At 59.4% G+C, this 16,549-nt stretch carries 14 protein-coding genes and 1 riboswitch; of the genes, 6 read left to right on the forward strand and 8 right to left on the reverse strand.

Going from position 1 to position 16,549, the window contains the following annotated elements:
* Positions 1–30: 30 nt before the first annotated feature.
* Entirely contained in the window at positions 31–1,272 is a 1,242-nt protein-coding gene (locus AWU82_RS12750; protein WP_064380131.1) for a D-amino acid dehydrogenase, read from the forward strand.
* A gap of 41 nt (positions 1,273–1,313) precedes the next feature.
* On the forward strand, positions 1,314–2,216 hold the full coding sequence (locus tag AWU82_RS12755) for a transporter substrate-binding domain-containing protein (RefSeq protein WP_064380133.1): 903 nt from the start codon (positions 1,314–1,316) through the stop codon (positions 2,214–2,216).
* A gap of 4 nt (positions 2,217–2,220) precedes the next feature.
* On the opposite strand, the gene AWU82_RS12760 is transcribed toward AWU82_RS12755, so the two are convergent.
* Both AWU82_RS12760 and bioA read right to left on the reverse strand, forming a co-directional pair.
* Positions 2,221–2,940, reverse strand: a complete 720-nt coding sequence (locus tag AWU82_RS12760; protein ID WP_064380135.1) for a 16S rRNA (uracil(1498)-N(3))-methyltransferase — start codon at positions 2,938–2,940, stop codon at positions 2,221–2,223.
* A gap of 145 nt (positions 2,941–3,085) precedes the next feature.
* The gene (gene bioA, locus AWU82_RS12765; RefSeq protein WP_064380137.1) at positions 3,086–4,492 is read right to left on the reverse strand and encodes an adenosylmethionine--8-amino-7-oxononanoate transaminase; all 1,407 of its coding nucleotides are present in this window, start codon (positions 4,490–4,492) and stop codon (positions 3,086–3,088) included.
* 223 nt (positions 4,493–4,715) lie between these two features.
* On the opposite strand from bioA, the gene AWU82_RS12770 reads away from it, so the two are divergent.
* On the forward strand, positions 4,716–6,494 hold the full coding sequence (locus tag AWU82_RS12770) for a flavin monoamine oxidase family protein (RefSeq protein WP_064380138.1): 1,779 nt from the start codon (positions 4,716–4,718) through the stop codon (positions 6,492–6,494).
* A 121-nt stretch (positions 6,495–6,615) separates the two neighbouring features.
* On the opposite strand, the gene AWU82_RS12775 is transcribed toward AWU82_RS12770, so the two are convergent.
* Together AWU82_RS12775 and AWU82_RS12780 are read right to left on the reverse strand one after the other, a co-directional pair.
* On the reverse strand, positions 6,616–6,771 hold the full coding sequence (locus AWU82_RS12775) for a hypothetical protein (RefSeq protein WP_159085231.1): 156 nt from the start codon (positions 6,769–6,771) through the stop codon (positions 6,616–6,618).
* A 61-nt stretch (positions 6,772–6,832) separates the two neighbouring features.
* Positions 6,833–8,530, reverse strand: a complete 1,698-nt coding sequence (locus AWU82_RS12780; RefSeq protein WP_064380140.1) for an anti-phage dCTP deaminase — start codon at positions 8,528–8,530, stop codon at positions 6,833–6,835.
* Between the two features lie 423 nt (positions 8,531–8,953).
* Here AWU82_RS12780 and AWU82_RS12785 point away from each other — a divergent pair, with 423 nt between their 5' ends.
* Together AWU82_RS12785 and AWU82_RS12790 are read left to right on the forward strand one after the other, a co-directional pair.
* Positions 8,954–9,505, forward strand: a complete 552-nt coding sequence (locus tag AWU82_RS12785) for a cytochrome b (RefSeq protein ID WP_011336344.1) — start codon at positions 8,954–8,956, stop codon at positions 9,503–9,505.
* 32 nt (positions 9,506–9,537) lie between these two features.
* Positions 9,538–10,131 carry a YceI family protein gene (locus AWU82_RS12790; protein WP_039768113.1) on the forward strand — a complete coding sequence of 198 codons (594 nt, stop codon included), beginning with the start codon at positions 9,538–9,540 and terminating at the stop codon, positions 10,129–10,131.
* A gap of 139 nt (positions 10,132–10,270) precedes the next feature.
* On the opposite strand, the gene rhlE2 is transcribed toward AWU82_RS12790, so the two are convergent.
* From rhlE2 to ahcY, 4 genes are all read right to left on the reverse strand, one after another.
* Positions 10,271–12,139: an RNA helicase RhlE2 gene (gene rhlE2, locus AWU82_RS12795; protein ID WP_011336342.1), complete on the reverse strand. Its 1,869-nt coding sequence runs from the start codon at positions 12,137–12,139 to the stop codon at positions 10,271–10,273.
* Between the two features lie 222 nt (positions 12,140–12,361).
* Complete coding sequence (locus AWU82_RS12800; protein WP_064380142.1) at positions 12,362–13,174, reverse strand: substrate-binding periplasmic protein; 813 nt, start codon at positions 13,172–13,174, stop codon at positions 12,362–12,364.
* A gap of 147 nt (positions 13,175–13,321) precedes the next feature.
* The gene (gene metF / locus AWU82_RS12805) at positions 13,322–14,167 is read right to left on the reverse strand and encodes a methylenetetrahydrofolate reductase [NAD(P)H] (protein ID WP_064380144.1); all 846 of its coding nucleotides are present in this window, start codon (positions 14,165–14,167) and stop codon (positions 13,322–13,324) included.
* Positions 14,168–14,354: 187 nt separating this feature from the next.
* Positions 14,355–15,764 carry an adenosylhomocysteinase gene (ahcY, locus tag AWU82_RS12810; protein WP_039767963.1) on the reverse strand — a complete coding sequence of 470 codons (1,410 nt, stop codon included), beginning with the start codon at positions 15,762–15,764 and terminating at the stop codon, positions 14,355–14,357.
* 23 nt (positions 15,765–15,787) lie between these two features.
* Positions 15,788–15,886: riboswitch (S-adenosyl-L-homocysteine riboswitch) on the reverse strand.
* Positions 15,887–16,083: 197 nt separating this feature from the next.
* Between ahcY and AWU82_RS12815 the strand changes: the two genes are divergently transcribed.
* Entirely contained in the window at positions 16,084–16,491 is a 408-nt protein-coding gene (locus AWU82_RS12815; RefSeq protein ID WP_011336338.1) for an acyl-CoA thioesterase, read from the forward strand.
* Positions 16,492–16,549: the final 58 nt, after the last annotated feature.

The raw sequence follows: 16,549 nt of genomic DNA on the forward strand, positions 1-16,549 counted from the left end.
CCTCGTCTTCAAGAACGATTAAGGACGGACATGGCTCAGCGTGTGTGCATCATCGGCGGCGGCGTGATCGGGCTGGCAACGGCCTGGGCGCTGGTGCGCGACGGCTTCGAGGTGACGGTGGTCGAGGCGCGGCAGTCGCTGGGCAGCGAAACCAGTTTCGCCAACGGCGGCCAGTTGTCCTACCGCTACGTTGCACCGCTGGCCGATGCCGGCGTGCCGTTGCAGGCGATCGGCTGGATGCTGCGCGGCGATTCACCGCTCAAGTTGCGCCCGCGCCTGGATCCGGCGCAGTGGCGCTGGATGGCCTCGTTTCTCGCCGCGTGCCGCACCTCGGTCAACCGTGAAAACGCCGCGCATCTGTTGCGTCTGGCGCTGTTCAGCCAGCGCACCCTGAAACGCTGGCGCGAGGACGACGGACTCGCCGGCTTCAACTGGCGGCGCAACGGCAAACTGGTGAGCTTCCGCCATGCCGCCAGCTTCGACCATGCACGCAAGGGCCTGGCCGATCCACAGCACCAGCAAGTGTTGTCCGCCGCCGAATGTGCGCAGCTGGAACCGGCATTGACCGATGCGCCGTTTGTGGGCGCGATCTACACGCCGGATGAAGAAGTCGGCGACTGTCATGGCTTCTGCCAGCAGTTGGCGGCGCGCTTGAAGGCGTCGGGTCGCTGCGAGTTTCGCCTTGGTCAGGCAGTCACCGGCATTCGCCACAGCCACGGCGCGGTAACGGCCATTGAACTTGGCGACGAAACCCTGCCGGTCGAACAACTGGTGATCGCCGCCGGCCATCGCAGCCCGTTACTCGCGCTGCCCGGCCTGCGCCTGCCGCTGTATCCGCTGAAGGGCTACAGCCTGACCGTGCCGATCGGCAACGAGCACCGGGCGCCGGACGTGAGCATCACCGACTACGACCGCAAGATCGTCTACGCGCGTATCGGCGAACAACTGCGCGTGGCGGCGATGGTCGACATCGTCGGTTTCGACCCGGCGGTGGACCCCGAGCGACTGGCGCTGATCACGCGTCAGGCCCGCGACACCTTTCCCGACGCTGGCAACTACGATGCGGCCGTGGAGTGGGCCGGCATGCGCCCGGCCACCCCCACCGGCGTTCCGCTGCTGGGCGCCACGGCGTATCGCAATCTATGGCTCAACCTCGGCCACGGCGCGCTGGGTTTCACCCTGGCCTGCGGCAGCGGGCAGTTGCTCAGCGAGCTGATTGGCGAGCAGCGCACATCCATTGATCTGCACGGGTTCAATCCCCGTGCGGCGTGACAGTTTCTGCTAAAACACCCCACCCACAACGGAGAATAACAATGCAAAAAATCACGTTGCTCGGCTGCACTCTGGCGCTGGTTTTCGGCGCTCAGGCGCAGGCCAATGAAGTGCCGCTGACCGGTACGCTCGGCAAGATTGCCAGCACCAACAGCATCACCCTGGGTTATCGCGATGCGTCGGTGCCGTTCTCGTATGTGGGCGATCACACCGGGCAGCCGATGGGGTATTCGGTGGAGCTTGCGGGCAAGATCGTCGAGCGCATCAGGCAGCAACTGGCGCTGCCGGAGCTGAAGGTGAAGTACAACCTGGTGACCTCGCAGACGCGGATTCCCCTGGTACAGAACGGCACGGTCGACCTTGAATGCGGCTCCACCGGGGTGACCGCCGAGCGGCAGAAGCAGGTCGCGTTCTCCTACGGTTTCATCTACGTCAAAGGGCAGTTGCTGACCGCCAGGGACAGCGGCATCCACAGCTTCGATGACCTTCGCGGCAAGAACGTGGTGACCACCGCCGGCACCACCAACGAGCGCTATCTGAAGAGCTACAACCTCGACCACAAACTGAACATGTTCGTGATCAGTGCCAAGGATCACGGCGAGGCGTTCCAGATGCTGCAATCGGGACGTGCGGCGGCGTTCTACATGGACGATGCGCTACTTTACGGCGAGCGGGCCAAGGCGCGCGATCCGCACAATTGGGTCGTGGTGGGGGAGGAGCAGTCGCGGGAAATCTACAGCTGCATGGTGCGCAAGGATGATCCGCAATTCCTCGCGCTGGTCAACGGTGTGCTGGCCGACCTGTACAGCTCTGGGGAGATCAACGGGATCTACCGCAAGTGGTTCGAACAGCCGATCCCGCCGAAGGGCCTGAACCTTGAGTTCCCGATGACCAGCGAACTCAAGGCAATCATCGCCAGACCAACCAGTGATCCGGTGCAGTGACGGGTTAGAAGTCACCCCACAGTTGCTGCGCCACCGCCAGTGCCACAACCGGCGCGGTCTCGGTGCGCAGCACGCGCGGGCCGAGGCGGGCGGCGTGGAAACCGTTGGCCTTGGCTTGCTCGACTTCGGTGTCGGACAGGCCGCCTTCGGGGCCGATCAGGAACGCCAGGGTCGATGGTTTGGCATGGCTGACCAGCGGCTCGGCCACCGGGTGCAGCACCAGTTTCAGTTCGGCTTGCGTCTGTTTCAGCCAGTCAGCCAGCAACAGTGGTGGATGAATCACCGGTACTCGCGAACGACCGCATTGCTCGCAAGCGCTGATCGCCACCTGACGCCAGTGCAGCAGGCGTTTGTCGGCGCGTTCGTCCTTGAGGCGGACTTCGCAGCGCTCGCTGAAGATCGGGGTGATTTCGGTCACGCCCAGTTCGGTGGCTTTCTGGATCGCCCAGTCCATCCGCTCGCCCCGGGACAGGCCCTGGCCGAGGTGGATCTGCAGCGGCGATTCGACCTGACCGGCGAACTGCTCGTCGATCTGCACCACCACGCGTTTCTTGCCGACCTCCACCAGCGATCCGCGAAACTCGTGGCCGGAACCGTCGAACAACTGCACCGCATCGCCCTCGGCCATGCGCAGCACGCGGCTGATGTAATGCGCCTGGGCTTCCGGCAGTTCGTGTTCGCCGGTGCTCAGCGGGGCGTCGATAAAGAAGCGGGACAGTCTCATTTCGGGTCTCTCTGATTAGATCGTTCCCACGCTCCGCGTGGGAATGCAGCCCGGGACGCTCTGCGTCCCAAGAGCGGACGCAGAGCGTCCTGTGAGGCGTTCCCACGCAGAGCATGGGAACGAGCCGTCAACTTAAGTGTTTGGATCAGCCCGGATCACGAAACCCGGGATGGAAATCCTTCGGCACTGCCACGCTGACGCTGTCGCGGGTGGCGATGTCGATGCCTTCGCTGGCGACTTCGGCAAGAAAGTCGATCTGCTCCGGGGTGATCACGTACGGCGGCAGGAAATACACCACGCTGCCCAGCGGGCGCAGCAACGCGCCACGCTCCAGCGCATGCTGGAACACCTTCAGACCGCGACGTTCCTGCCACGGATAAGCCTCTTTCGTGGCTTTGTCCTTGACCATCTCGATCGCCAGCACCATGCCGGTCTGACGGACTTCCGAAACATTCGGATGATCCACCAGGTGCGCCGTCGCCGAAGCCATGCGCTGCGCCAGCGCCCGGTTGTTCTCGATCACGTTGTCCTGTTCGAAAATATCCAGGGTCGCCAACGCCGCCGCACACGCCAGCGGGTTGCCGGTGTAGCTGTGGGAATGCAGGAAGGCGCGCAGGGTCGGGTAGTCGTCGTAGAACGCGCTGTACACCTCGTCGGTGGTCAGGCACGCGGCCAACGGCAGATAGCCACCGGTCAGGGCTTTCGACAGACACAGGAAGTCCGGGCGGATGCCGGCCTGTTCGCAGGCGAACATGGTCCCGGTGCGGCCGAAGCCGACGGCGATTTCGTCGTGGATCAGGTGCACGCCGTAACGGTCGCAAGCTTCGCGCAACAGCTTGAGGTACGCCGGGTGGTACATGCGCATGCCGCCCGCGCCCTGGATCAGCGGCTCGACGATCACCGCAGCGACGCTGTCGTGATTCTCGGCCAGCGTCTGCTCCATCGCCGCGAACATATTGCGCGAGTGTTCTTCCCAGCTCATGCCCTGCGGGCGCAGGTAGCAATCCGGGCTCGGCACCTTGATGGTGTCCATCAGCAAGGCTTTGTAGGTTTCGGTGAACAACGGCACGTCACCGACCGCCATCGCCGCCATGGTTTCGCCGTGGTAGCTGTTGGTCAGGGTGACGAAGCGTTTCTTGTTCGGCTGGCCGCGGTTGAGCCAGTAGTGAAAGCTCATTTTCAGCGCGACTTCGATGCAGGACGAGCCGTTATCGGCGTAGAACACTCGGTTCAGACCTTCCGGCGTCATCTTCACCAGTCGCTCGGACAACTCGATTACCGGCTGATGGCTGAAACCGGCCAGAATCACGTGTTCCAGCTGATCGACCTGATCCTTGATGCGCTGGTTGATGCGCGGGTTGGCGTGGCCGAACACGTTGACCCACCAGGAGCTGACCGCGTCCAGATAACGCTTGCCTTCGAAGTCTTCCAGCCAGACGCCTTCACCGCGCTTGATCGGGATCAGCGGCAGCTGTTCGTGGTCTTTCATCTGGGTGCAGGGATGCCACAGCACCGCGAGATCGCGTTGCATCCACTGGTTGTTCAGGCCCATGTTCAGTCTCCTCGAGGCGGCTCGCGTCAGGCGCGGGCAAACAATCGCGCAAGCCTATGCAATGCGTCGCGCCGGAACAACCCATTGTGTCGATTGAGCTACTTTGTATGGGCCGATAGACGTCGCTGGCGGCGTTTTGATGGCTGACGTATTCTTCGCGGTTCTTTGGGTCGTCTGACCCGCAAAACTGCTTTTTCCTACGTGTATTTCCGGAGTTCGCTGAATGTCTGTCGGTTGGCTGCGCGCCTGTGCGCTGGTGGTGTTGGGGCTGTTCAGCGTTACGGCGCTGGCCAAGGATAAAACCGCAATCGTGATCGGCGGCGGCCTGTCGGGCCTGACGGCGGCTTACGAACTGCAGAACAAGGGCTGGCAGGTCACGCTGCTCGAAGCCAAACCGAGCCTGGGCGGTCGTTCGGGCATGGCCACCAGCGAGTGGATCGGCAACGACAAGACTCAACCGGTGCTGAACAAGTACGTTTCGACGTTCAAGCTGAGCACCACGCCGGCGCCTGAATTCGTTCGGACCCCGGGTTACCTGATCGATGGCGAGTATTTCTCCGCCGCCGACCTGACCACCAAACAACCTGCCACGGCCGAAGCGTTGAAGCGCTACGAGAAAACCCGTGACGATCTGGCGCGTTCGATCGACGATCCGCAAAACCCGGCGGCGACCAACACTCTGCACGCCCTCGACCAGATCAACGTCTCGAGCTGGCTCGACAAGCAGAACCTGCCGGCCACCGCGCGTCAGTTGATCAACCAGGATATCCGCACCCACTACGACGAGCCTTCGCGCCTGTCGCTGCTGTACTTTGCGCAGCAGAGCCGGGTGTACCGCGGCGTGTCCGACCGTGACCTGCGCGCTTCGCGTCTGGTCGGTGGCAGCCCGGTGCTGGCCCAGGCCTTCGTCAAGCAGCTGAAAACCATCAAGACCAACTCGCCAGTATCTGCCATCACTCAGGACAAGGACGGCGTAACCGTCAAGGTCGGCAGCGTCGGCTACCAGGCCGATTATGTAGTGCTGGCGGTGCCGTTGCGCGCCCTCAACAAGATCCAGCTGACCCCGGCGCTGGACGCCCAGCACTTGGCTGCGATCAAGGGCACCAACTACGGCTGGCGTGACCAGATCATGCTGAAGTTCAAGACGCCGGTGTGGGAAAGCAAGGCGCGGATGTCCGGCGAGATCTACAGCAACACCGGCCTTGGCATGTTGTGGATCGAGCCGGCCCTGAAGGGTGGCGCCAATGTGGTGATCAACCTGTCCGGCGACAACGCTCGCGTCATGCAGGCCTTCGGCGACAAGCAGATGGTCGATCAGGTGCTGATCCGTCTGCACGCGTTTTATCCACAGGCCCGTGGCGCATTCACCGGTTATGAAATCCGTCGCTACAGCACCGACCCGTCGACCGGCGGTTCCTACCTCGCCTTCGGCCCTGGCCAGATCAGCAAATTCTGGCGCCTGTGGGAGCGTCCGCTGCAGCGCGTAGCGTTTGCCGGCGAACACACCGACACCTTGTACCCGGGCACCCTGGAAGGCGCACTGCGCACCGGCCAGCGCGCGGCCAGTCAGGTTGAAGACCTGGCGGCGGGCAAATCGTTTGAGCCGGTCAAGGTCGGCCCGGCAGCGGCCACCGCCGCAGCAGCGGGTGCGGGCGCGGCAGTAGCGGCGAAGAAAGGCAACTTCTTCACCAACCTGTTCGGCGGTTCGGACGACGACAAGAAACCAGAGCCAGTGAAAGCGCCAGAGCCGGCACCCGCTCCAGCCGCTCCAGCGCCTGCACCGACCCCGGCTCCTGCGCCAGCTCCGGTGGAAGCACCGAAGCCAGCGACCCCGGTGAAAGCCGAGCCGGCGAAAAAAGCGGCAGCCAAGCCAGCAGCGAAGAAACCTGCGGCGAAGGCCGAGGCGAAAAAAGCCCAGGCCAAACCTGCAGCGAAAAAGGCTGAGCCGGCGAAGAAGCCAGCGGCCAAACCGGCGGCAAGCACCGAGACCACAGCGCAGTAAGGCTTTGCGGTGAATGAAAAAGCGCGGCTTTCAGGCCGCGCTTTTTTATGGATCAACCATTTTGGTTAATCTGCCCTAGGTTGGGCTTCAAGCTCCATCGGATAAGAGCCGAGGAGACAGTTCAGCGCTTTTCTTTGTGCTGAGCAGATGGAGCTGATGAAGAAGAATGCTGCTGAGGAGATGCTTTGAGTGCCTCTTGCTTCCAAGAAGGCCATTGCTCAACAGTACGGCGAGATTCCGCTAAATGGTTGAGAAACTCTTCTTTAGTGGGCGTCATTTTGGCTTTCCTCTAGGTACCTTGATAGGAGGGTTGCAGCTATGGTTTCGCGTTCAATGTACTAGCAAGGCAGCATTTGGGTGCGTAATTTAGCATCGGACTCATTCCAGTCAAGAGCCTGACCATCCTCGGATTTTCTGGTTACTGGATAGCCACTACCGAGATTAGTGGAGAATAGGTTGAAAAAGCTTCGTGGGCCAACTCCGATAAACGGTGCAAATACAACGTTGTTGCTTCTCTGATTTAGTGATATGGAATCTGAGTGGAAATCCAGTGCCTTGCTTTTCGGGTATGGCTCAACATATACGACTCTCTTGATTCCAGCCGCAACGATATGCTTTGCGCAATTGTGGCAGGGAAACGTTGTGCAGTATAAGTCGCTGCCTGATGTGCTAATGCCCAATCTTGAGCTTGAAAGAAGTGCCTCCATTTCTGCATGAACAACTCTTCCATATTCGGTGATGTCTTTTATTTTGCTGCCCTTGATCAAGGGCTTTAGTTTTTCTTTGTATTCCTCTGGGATTACTTCAAGAATGCTGTCAATGATCAATTTTTTCTGTGTGGCGTTAGAGTCTTCTCCTCTCATGTAGTCACGCCCATCCTTTGCGTCGACGATTTCCTGGGTAACGTCGTCTACTTCAGGCCAGTACAGCCCTCCGTGTGCTTTTGGTACATCGTTAGCTCCAGTCGAGACGATGCACCTGTCTTTTGTTAGAACCGCACCCACCTGCCGAGAAAGATCAGCAGATCTTAGTGAGGCTGAGAAGGCCATGAACATTGCGTATTCATCGAATGTAGGCGTAACGTAGGGTTTGCCAAAAAGCAGATCAAAAACTCGCCATATCTGTTTTTTCAATGAGTCGGAGTTGCCGTTGTAGTCGATGAAGAAGTCGGATAGGTGATAGGTGTCTTTCGTGTGCTGCCCATAGTCATCACGTTCATCTGCATCTCTGTCGATTAATTTAGAGGCTTGCTCTTCTGGAATCGATTTTTCTTTTGTCAGATAGTCATGTCGTCTTGTGTGGTCAGCGTGGACACCAATCAAGAAAAAACCGTTCGAGTATATTTTTCGTAGTCTTTGTACTTCGGCTGGATTTTTCAGTGAGTTGATAATAAAAGCTTTTCTGCGCAAGGCCTCTTGCTTTCCTCGTAGGAAGTTGATCCTGGCAGCAGCCCCGAGAGCAAGTATTGAGTTGTCTTTACTGTTTTTTCTAAGATTGTTTCCTTCCTCCATAAAGGAACTGATCCTGCCAAATTCATCTGTGCTTGAAAGTGGGGAACCCAATGTAGAGATTATATCTGTAGATATTTTTATACTTTCTGTCGTGTAGTTGAATTTAGACAGGCGTTCGTTTATGAGTCTTGCAATTTCGTTTAAGTTGGTGCCAATCGTCCCAACCAGGCCGATAACCAACTCAGAGTCAGAGTAGGAATCATCGAGAAAATATGCGCCTGTCTCTGTCGAGCTTGTAGATAACTCAGCGAAAGCAGCTTCTACCTCTATCGAGGTTCGTTCGATGTGTGGGTGTTCCGAATCAGTGCCGCTGATCAGCAATCCTTCAACAAGTAGTCTTAATTGTTCGGCGGATCTCGGGTTTCCTTGAAATGTGATACTCCCCGTTGAGGGGAACCAATTCATGATCCCCTTACTATTAGCTCTGAATTGATATTGGTTTGGATTGACGACTCTCCATTCTCCAGCATGCCGGAGAGAGCTTAATTTTTGTTTTAGTTCTTCGAGTTCGCCGTCAAAACGCATCTTTTTTCCCTGTGTTGAATTGCGGTCCGTTAGGCATTGTTCCGGCTTCTGGACGATGGACTTACGTTTGCCTCACCTGAGAGTAGTAGCCACTCTGTCGTAGGTCCAGATGCGAAAGCCCCTTCGAATTTTTGGTTCCGATGGTTAAAACATCGCATAGCTCCAGTCCTGCTATCCCACTCAACTCGCTTTGAGTGCCTAAATGAATTGAGGATATTTCTGGCGAGCGACTACCTCAGAGGGTGGCGGGTTTGTATGATTTTTCTCGCTAAGACGTGTGATTCTGCTATGGGTTAATCTTTCCTTAACGCGACGGTCAGAAGCTCTTGATCGTATTTCTCGATATTTCAAAGCGAAATTTTCCGCTTTAATTCGATAGATAACTCGCTAGTCTTGGTTCGCAGTTCTCACAGGATTTGGGCAATGCAGCTACGTAACTCTTCTTCGCGCTACGGTTGGGTCAGCATCTTCATGCACTGGGGTGTGGCGCTGGCGGTCTTCGGGCTGTTCGCGCTGGGTCTGTGGATGGTGGGGCTGGATTACTACAGCACCTGGCGCAAAGACGCGCCGGATCTGCACAAGAGCATCGGTCTGGTGCTGTTGGCTGTGATGGTGTTGCGGGTGTTGTGGCGCTTTGTCAGCCCACCGCCGCCAACGCTCCAGAGCTACAGCCGCATGACCCGCATCGGCGCCAAGTTCGGCCATGGGTTTCTCTACCTTGCGCTGTTCGCCGTGATGATTGCCGGTTACCTGATTTCCACCGCAGACGGTGTCGGGATTCCGGTGTTTGGCCTGTTTGAAGTTCCTGCACTGGTTTCCGGACTACCGGATCAGGCAGATACCGCCGGTGTGATTCATCTGTACCTGGCATGGGCGCTGGTAATTTTTTCCGGCCTTCATGCGTTGGCAGCATTGAAGCACCACTTTATCGATCGTGATGCGACCCTGACACGAATGCTGGGACGCAAAGCCTGATGTTCAACCTCGACTCCAAAGGAAAACAAAGCATGTTGAAAAAGACTCTGGCCGCTCTGGCAATCGGCTCTGCCGTCCTGTCCGCCAATGTGATGGCCGCTGACTACGTAGTCGACAAAGAAGGCCAGCACGCCTTCGTTGACTTCAAGATCAGCCACCTGGGCTACAGCTACATCACCGGTACCTTCAAGGACATCAGCGGCAAGTTCAGCTTCGACGCCGCCAAGCCTGAAGACAGCAAGATCGAGTTCGACGTGAAGACCGCCAGCGTGTTCACCAACCACGCCGAGCGTGACAAGCACATCTCCAGCAAAGACTTCCTGGACGTGGGCAAATACGCTGATGCCAAGTTCGTCTCCACCAGCGTCAAGTCCACCGGCAAGAACGCCGATGGCAAAGACACTGCCGACGTGACCGGTGACCTGACCCTGCACGGCGTGACCAAGCCTATCGTGGTCAAGGCCACTTTCCTGGGTGAAGGCAAGGATCCATGGGGCGGCTACCGTGCCGGCTTCGAAGGCACTACCAGCATCAAGCGTTCTGATTTCGGCAAGATGATGGACCTGGGTCCACAGTCTGACAAAGTCGACCTGTACATCTCGTTCGAAGGTGTCAAAGCGAAGTAATTTTCGCCGGCCATACAAAAAACGCCCCCGGTCTTGCGATCGGGGGCGTTTTTTATTGCCTGCCGCCACTTTCGTTTCAGCGGCGCACAAAAAATGCCCCGGTTTTCAGGCCGGGGCATTTTTCATTGCAGTCGAAAACTCAGCGATTGCGGGTCAGCAAGGCCGGTTTTTCACCGCGTGGACGGCTTGGCAGTTGATCCAGTTGCTCAGGCGTCGGGAAGCGGTCGGCTTTCGATTCCTTGTGCATGATCTTCGGCCCGCTGCTGCGCGGGTTCTGCACGGCCGGTTCAGCGCGTTGCTGATCATCACGGGCCGGGCGGCGGTTGCGCGAGTTTTCGTCGCGGCGACCCTGGCCGTCACGCGGTGCACCGTTGCGTGGGCCACTGCGTTTGCCTGGCGGCGTGCCGGTGCTCGAGCCGTTGCTGTTACGCGGGCCGTTCTGGCGACCTTGCGACTGACCGCCGCGGGGTGCGCCTGAACCTGCGCCTTGCGCCGGAGCGCCTGGACGACGGTTGCGACCACCGGTCGGAGCCTGCTTCGGCACGTAGTCGACGCGGTTACCGAAGTTATCGATATCGTCGTCGAGGAACTCGTCCGGAGCGCGATCAGCAGCGGCGCGTGGCGGCTGGCTTGGCTGGCGTTGTTCGCGGGCCGGGGTGCCTTCGCGCGGCTTCTGTTGACGGGCTGGACGCTCGCCACGTTCGCCGGCCGGTTTTTCCTTGCCCTTGTCTTTGCCTTTGTCTTTACGACCGCCGCCACCGCCGCCGCCATTAGGGCCGTCACCGCGTGGGCCGCGGGCATTGCGCGGGTTGCGCATGTCCGGACGCTCGCGAACTTCAGGCTTCTCGGCCTCGATGGTACTGGCATCGAAGCCCATCAGGTCGCCGTCGGCGATTTTCTGCTTGGTCATGCGTTCGATGCTTTTCAGCAGTTTTTCTTCGTCCGGTGCGACCAGCGAGATCGCCTCGCCCGAACGACCGGCCCGGCCGGTACGGCCGATACGGTGGACGTAGTCTTCATCGACGTTCGGCAGTTCGAAGTTGACCACGTGTGGCAACTGGTCGATGTCCAGACCGCGTGCCGCGATGTCGGTGGCAACCAGAATGCGCACTTCACCGGCCTTGAAGTCGGCCAGGGCTTTGGTGCGGGCGTTCTGGCTCTTGTTGCCGTGGATCGCCACAGCCGGCAGGCCGTGTTTGTCCAGGTACTCGGCCAGACGGTTGGCGCCGTGCTTGGTGCGGGTGAACACCAGCACCTGTTCCCACGCGCCAGCGGTGATCAGGTGGGCCAGCAGCGCACGCTTGTGGCTGGCCGGCAGACGGAAGACGCGTTGTTCGATGCGCTCGACCGTGGTGTTCGGCGGCGTCACTTCGATGCGTTCCGGGTTGTGCAGCAGTTTGCCGGCAAGATCCGTGATGTCTTTGGAGAAGGTCGCCGAGAACAGCAGGTTCTGGCGCTTGGCCGGCAGACGGGCGAGGACTTTCTTCACGTCGTGGACGAAACCCATGTCGAGCATGCGGTCGGCTTCGTCGAGCACGAGGATTTCGACATGGGACAGATCGACACTGCCCTGGCCGCACAGGTCGAGCAGACGACCGGGGCACGCCACCAGCACGTCAACGCCACGGGACATGGCCTGAACCTGCGGATTCATGCCGACGCCGCCGAAGATGCACGCGCTGACGAATTTCAGGTCACGGGCGTAGATCTTGAAACTGTCGTGAACCTGCGCCGCGAGTTCGCGGGTAGGGGTCAGCACCAGCACGCGCGGTTGGCGCGGGCCGTGACGCTGGGATTTGTCCGGGTGACCGTTGGGGAACAGCCGCTCCAGGATCGGAAGGGCGAAACCGCCGGTTTTACCAGTACCTGTCTGAGCCGCAACCATCAGGTCGCGACCTTGCAACACGGCGGGAATGGCCCGCTGTTGCACCGGAGTAGGCTCGGTATAGCCCGCGTCTTCGATAGCGCGGACCAAAGCCTCGGAGAGACCGAGGGAAGCAAAGGACATGAGTAATCCTGTTTTAGTTAGGGCTTGGCCCAATGGGAGTCTTGCCTGGCGCGAATGGCGTTTAAGAGGACGCAATCCCGTCCGGTCCTGCTGCGGTTCCGAAGGCACGTCCGGAGCGCTCGCGCGGGCTGAAAAGCTGCGCTGTAGCGGGTCAGGAGGCCTGTTACGGTTCCGGGCGTCCGGGCGTGAGCCTGGCGGGAACGCCGGAGTATAACAGAGCAATCACTGCGCGCCGCTTTCCTGCTGCTCAACGGTTTTGCCGCTGGCGGTGGCGGTGCCCAGTGGCGCCGTCAGGGCGGGGGCCGCGCCGTAGCGGGCACTGAGCTCGGTATAGGCCGGTTCGCGCTTGAAACGCTTGAGCTCGGCACCGAAGCGCTGCACCAGCAAATCCATCCCGGCGTTGCGCCGCACGGCCAGAAACTGGCTCTGGCGGCTGATGACGGTCGGGTTCTCAGTGATCTTGTCGCGAATGCCCAGTTCATCGAGCAAATGCTGACCCACGCGGCGATCGGTGATCAGCAGGTCGATGCGCCCGCGCACCAGTTTGCCGAAATTGGCTTCGTGGGTCGGGGCCGGTTCCCGAGTAAACAAGGTCGATTCGCGAAAATCGGGGCTGTACAGATAGCCCGGTGAGGTGCCGATGGTCAGACCCTTGAGGTCTTCGAGGCTGCGAAAAGGGTGCGGGCGGTCGTTGGCATAGAACATCACGAATTCGACGTCCGACAACGGTTCGCTCGGGTAGAGCAGGGTGGCGTCGCGCTCGTCGCTGTGAAAGATGTCCAGTGCGCCGTCGGCCTGGCCGGTTTCGAGCATCGACAGGCAGCGTTTCCACGGCAAAAACTGCCATTCGACTTCGATGCCCAAACGCTTGAACACGATGGCGGTGGTTTCGTAGTCCAGGCCGAGGTTCTTGCCGTCTTGTTCATAGACGTACGGCGCCCACGGTTCGGTGACGATACGCAGCTTCTCGCCCCGAGCGGTAAAGCTCAGGCAAGCAAAAACCAGCACGGCGAATAACTGCGTGATCAAAGGCATGGCTTGAGATTACGACGAGAAACGGCAAAGAGCCAGAAACTGGCCGCAGAAGCTCTGTTTCGGGCGTTAAAAGCAAAAGATCGCAGCGGCGAAAGCGCTGTAGGCACTGTCGTGGCTGCGATCTTCTGGTTCTGCGTTTACGTCTTTTTAGCGCGGCAGCTTCAGGTTGTTCCAGATCGCCAGGCTCGGTTCGGCCTGGTTCATGGAATAGAAGTGCAGGCCGGGCGCGCCGCCTTGCAGCAGGCGTTCGCACATATCGGTGACAACTTGCTCACCAAAGCGCTGAATGCTCTGGCTGTCATCGCCGTAGGCTTCCAGCTGCTTGCGGATCCAGCGCGGGATTTCCGCACCGCAGGCATCGGAGAAGCGCGCGAGTTTGCTGTAGTTGGTGATCGGCATGATCCCCGGCACCACCGGAATGTCCACGCCCAGCGCCTGCAAACGGTCGACGAAGTAGAAGTAGCTGTCGGCGTTGAAGAAGTACTGGGTGATCGCGCTGTCGGCGCCGGCACGGGCCTTGCGCACGAAGTTGGCGAGATCGTCTTCGTAGTTGCGCGCCTGCGGATGCATCTCCGGGTAGGCGGCGACTTCGATGTGGAAATGATTGCCGGTTTCTTCACGAATGAATTCAACCAGTTCATTGGCGTGACGCAGCTCGCCGCTGGTCATGCCCATGCCGGACGGCAGGTCACCGCGCAGGGCGACGATGCGCTTGATGCCGGCAGCCTTGTACTCGTTCAGCAGGCCGCGCAGGTCGTCCTTGCTGTCGCCGACGCACGACAGGTGCGGTGCGGCGGGGATTTTGACTTCGCTCTCCAGCTGCAGAACGGTGTTCAGCGTGCGGTCACGGGTCGAACCGCCCGCGCCGTAGGTGCAGGAAAAGAAGTCAGGGTTGTAGGTGGCCAGCTGACGGGCAGTGGCGAGCAGTTTTTCATGCCCAGCATCGGTCTTGGTCGGGAAGAACTCGAAGCTGTAGCGACGGTCTTGGGACATGGAGGAAGCCTCCAGTTACGAGCGGCAAGCTACAAGCTGCGAGAGAAGCGGTGGTGCGCTGATCTATCGAGCGTGAAACCGGCTGCCTGAAACTGTTTTGAAATAGGGGCAGAGCTTTCAAGCTTCGTACGGCAAGTCCGGCTTTTGACCTTGCTTGCCGCTTGAAGCTTGAAGCTCGCAGCTGCTCTTAGTAGCGGTAAGCGTGCGGCTTGAACGGGCCTTCGACGGTCACGCCGATGTAGTCAGCCTGTTGCTTGGTCAGTTGAGTGACCACGCCGCCGAAGCCGCGAACCATTTCCAGGGCCACTTCTTCGTCGAGTTTCTTCGGCAGTACTTCAACGGTCAGACGCTCGGCTTTCTGGGCTGGCGACAGGTCGGCGTACTTCTGGCCGAACAGGAAGATCTGCGCCAGAACCTGGTTGGCGAACGAACCGTCCATGATGCGGCTTGGGTGACCGGTAGCGTTACCCAGGTTCACCAGACGGCCTTCGGCCAGCAGGATCAGGTAGTCGTCGTTCTGTGGATCGAACGAGCCAGCGCCGGTACGGTGGATCTTGTGTACCTGTGGCTTCACTTCTTCCCATGCCCAGTTCTTGCGCATGAAAGCGGTGTCGATTTCATTGTCGAAGTGACCGATGTTGCAGACAACGGCGCGCTTCTTCAGGGCTTTGAGCATGTTTGCGTCGCAAACGTTGACGTTACCGGTGGTGGTCACGATCAGGTCGATCTTGCCCAGCAGCGCTTTGTCGATGCTCGCTTCGGTGCCGTCGTTGATACCGTCGATGAACGGCGAAACCAGTTCGAAACCGTCCATGCAGGCTTGCATGGCGCAGATCGGGTCGACTTCGGAGACTTTGACGATCATGCCTTCCTGACGCAGGGACTGGGCCGAACCCTTGCCCACGTCACCGTAACCGATGACCAGCGCTTGCTTGCCGGACAGCAGGTGGTCGGTACCACGCTTGATGGCGTCGTTCAGGCTGTGACGGCAGCCGTACTTGTTGTCGTTCTTGGACTTGGTCACCGAGTCGTTGACGTTGATGGCCGGGATTTTCAGCTCGCCCTTGGCCAGCATGTCCAGCAGACGGTGTACGCCGGTGGTGGTTTCTTCGGTCACGCCGTGAACACGGTCCAGGACCTGTGGGTATTTCTTGTGCAGCAGCTCGGTCAGGTCGCCGCCGTCGTCGAGGATCATGTTGGCGTCCCATGGCTGGCCATCTTTCAGGATGGTCTGCTCCAGGCACCACTCGTACTCTTCTTCAGTCTCGCCTTTCCAGGCGAAAACCGGGATGCCGGCAGCGGCGATGGAAGCGGCGGCCTGATCCTGAGTCGAGAAGATGTTGCAGGACGACCAGCGCACTTCGGCACCCAGGGCAACCAGGGTTTCGATCAGCACGGCGGTCTGGATGGTCATGTGGATGCAGCCGAGGATTTTTGCGCCTTTCAAAGGCTGCTCGGAAGCGTACTTGCGGCGCAGACCCATCAGGGCCGGCATTTCCGACTCGGCGATGATGGTTTCGCGACGGCCCCAGGCAGCCAGGGACATGTCGGCAACTTTGTAATCGTTAAAATCTGCAGGCGTGATAACAGCGCTCATGAAGAGCCTCCATTCGTAATGTATGCGAATGGGCGCCGTTGTGCGTTTAGTGTCCGGCCTGAGCCGGTCAACGCCCCATCCGAGCCTGACAGGTTGAACCTGCTGCAGCGCCCCTCGGACAGGTGGCGGGAAAACGGTATCAAGTGAAGGTTACCGTTTTGAAACGGGGGCGATTATAGCCGTCTAGACTGATCTTCCAAAGGGTTTCTGTCGGCCAGATGAAGATCGCCAATCGCGACCATAGTAGATGCCTCATGGAGCATGACCGCTCAGTCTGCCAAGATGGCCCCATCATTCGGCAAGACGCTCAGGAGTGAAGATGAATTTCCACACCCGCAAGTGGGTAAAACCCGAAGACCTCAACCCCAACGGCACCCTGTTCGGCGGCAGCCTGCTGCGCTGGATCGACGAAGAAGCGGCGATCTACGCCATCGTGCAACTGGGCAACCAGCGCGTGGTGACCAAGTACATTTCCGAAATCAACTTCGTCAGCGCCTCGCGCCAGGGCGACATCATCGAACTGGGCATCACCGCCACCGAGTTCGGCCGCACCTCGATCACCCTGACCTGTGAAGTGCGCAACAAGATCACCCGCAAGAGCATCCTGACCGTCGAGAAAATGGTCTTCGTCAACCTCGGCGAAGACGGCTTGCCGGCGCCGCACGGGCGAACCGAGATCAGGTATGTCAAAGACCAGTTCAAGGATGACGTGCCCGTTACCGAGTAATCGCGTCACACCGGCGAACGGAAGCCGAGCGGCGCGTGTCGTAGCCTTATGACCCCGC

The organism is Pseudomonas glycinae, from assembly GCF_001594225.2.
Taxonomy (GTDB): Bacteria; Pseudomonadota; Gammaproteobacteria; order Pseudomonadales; family Pseudomonadaceae; genus Aquipseudomonas; species Aquipseudomonas glycinae.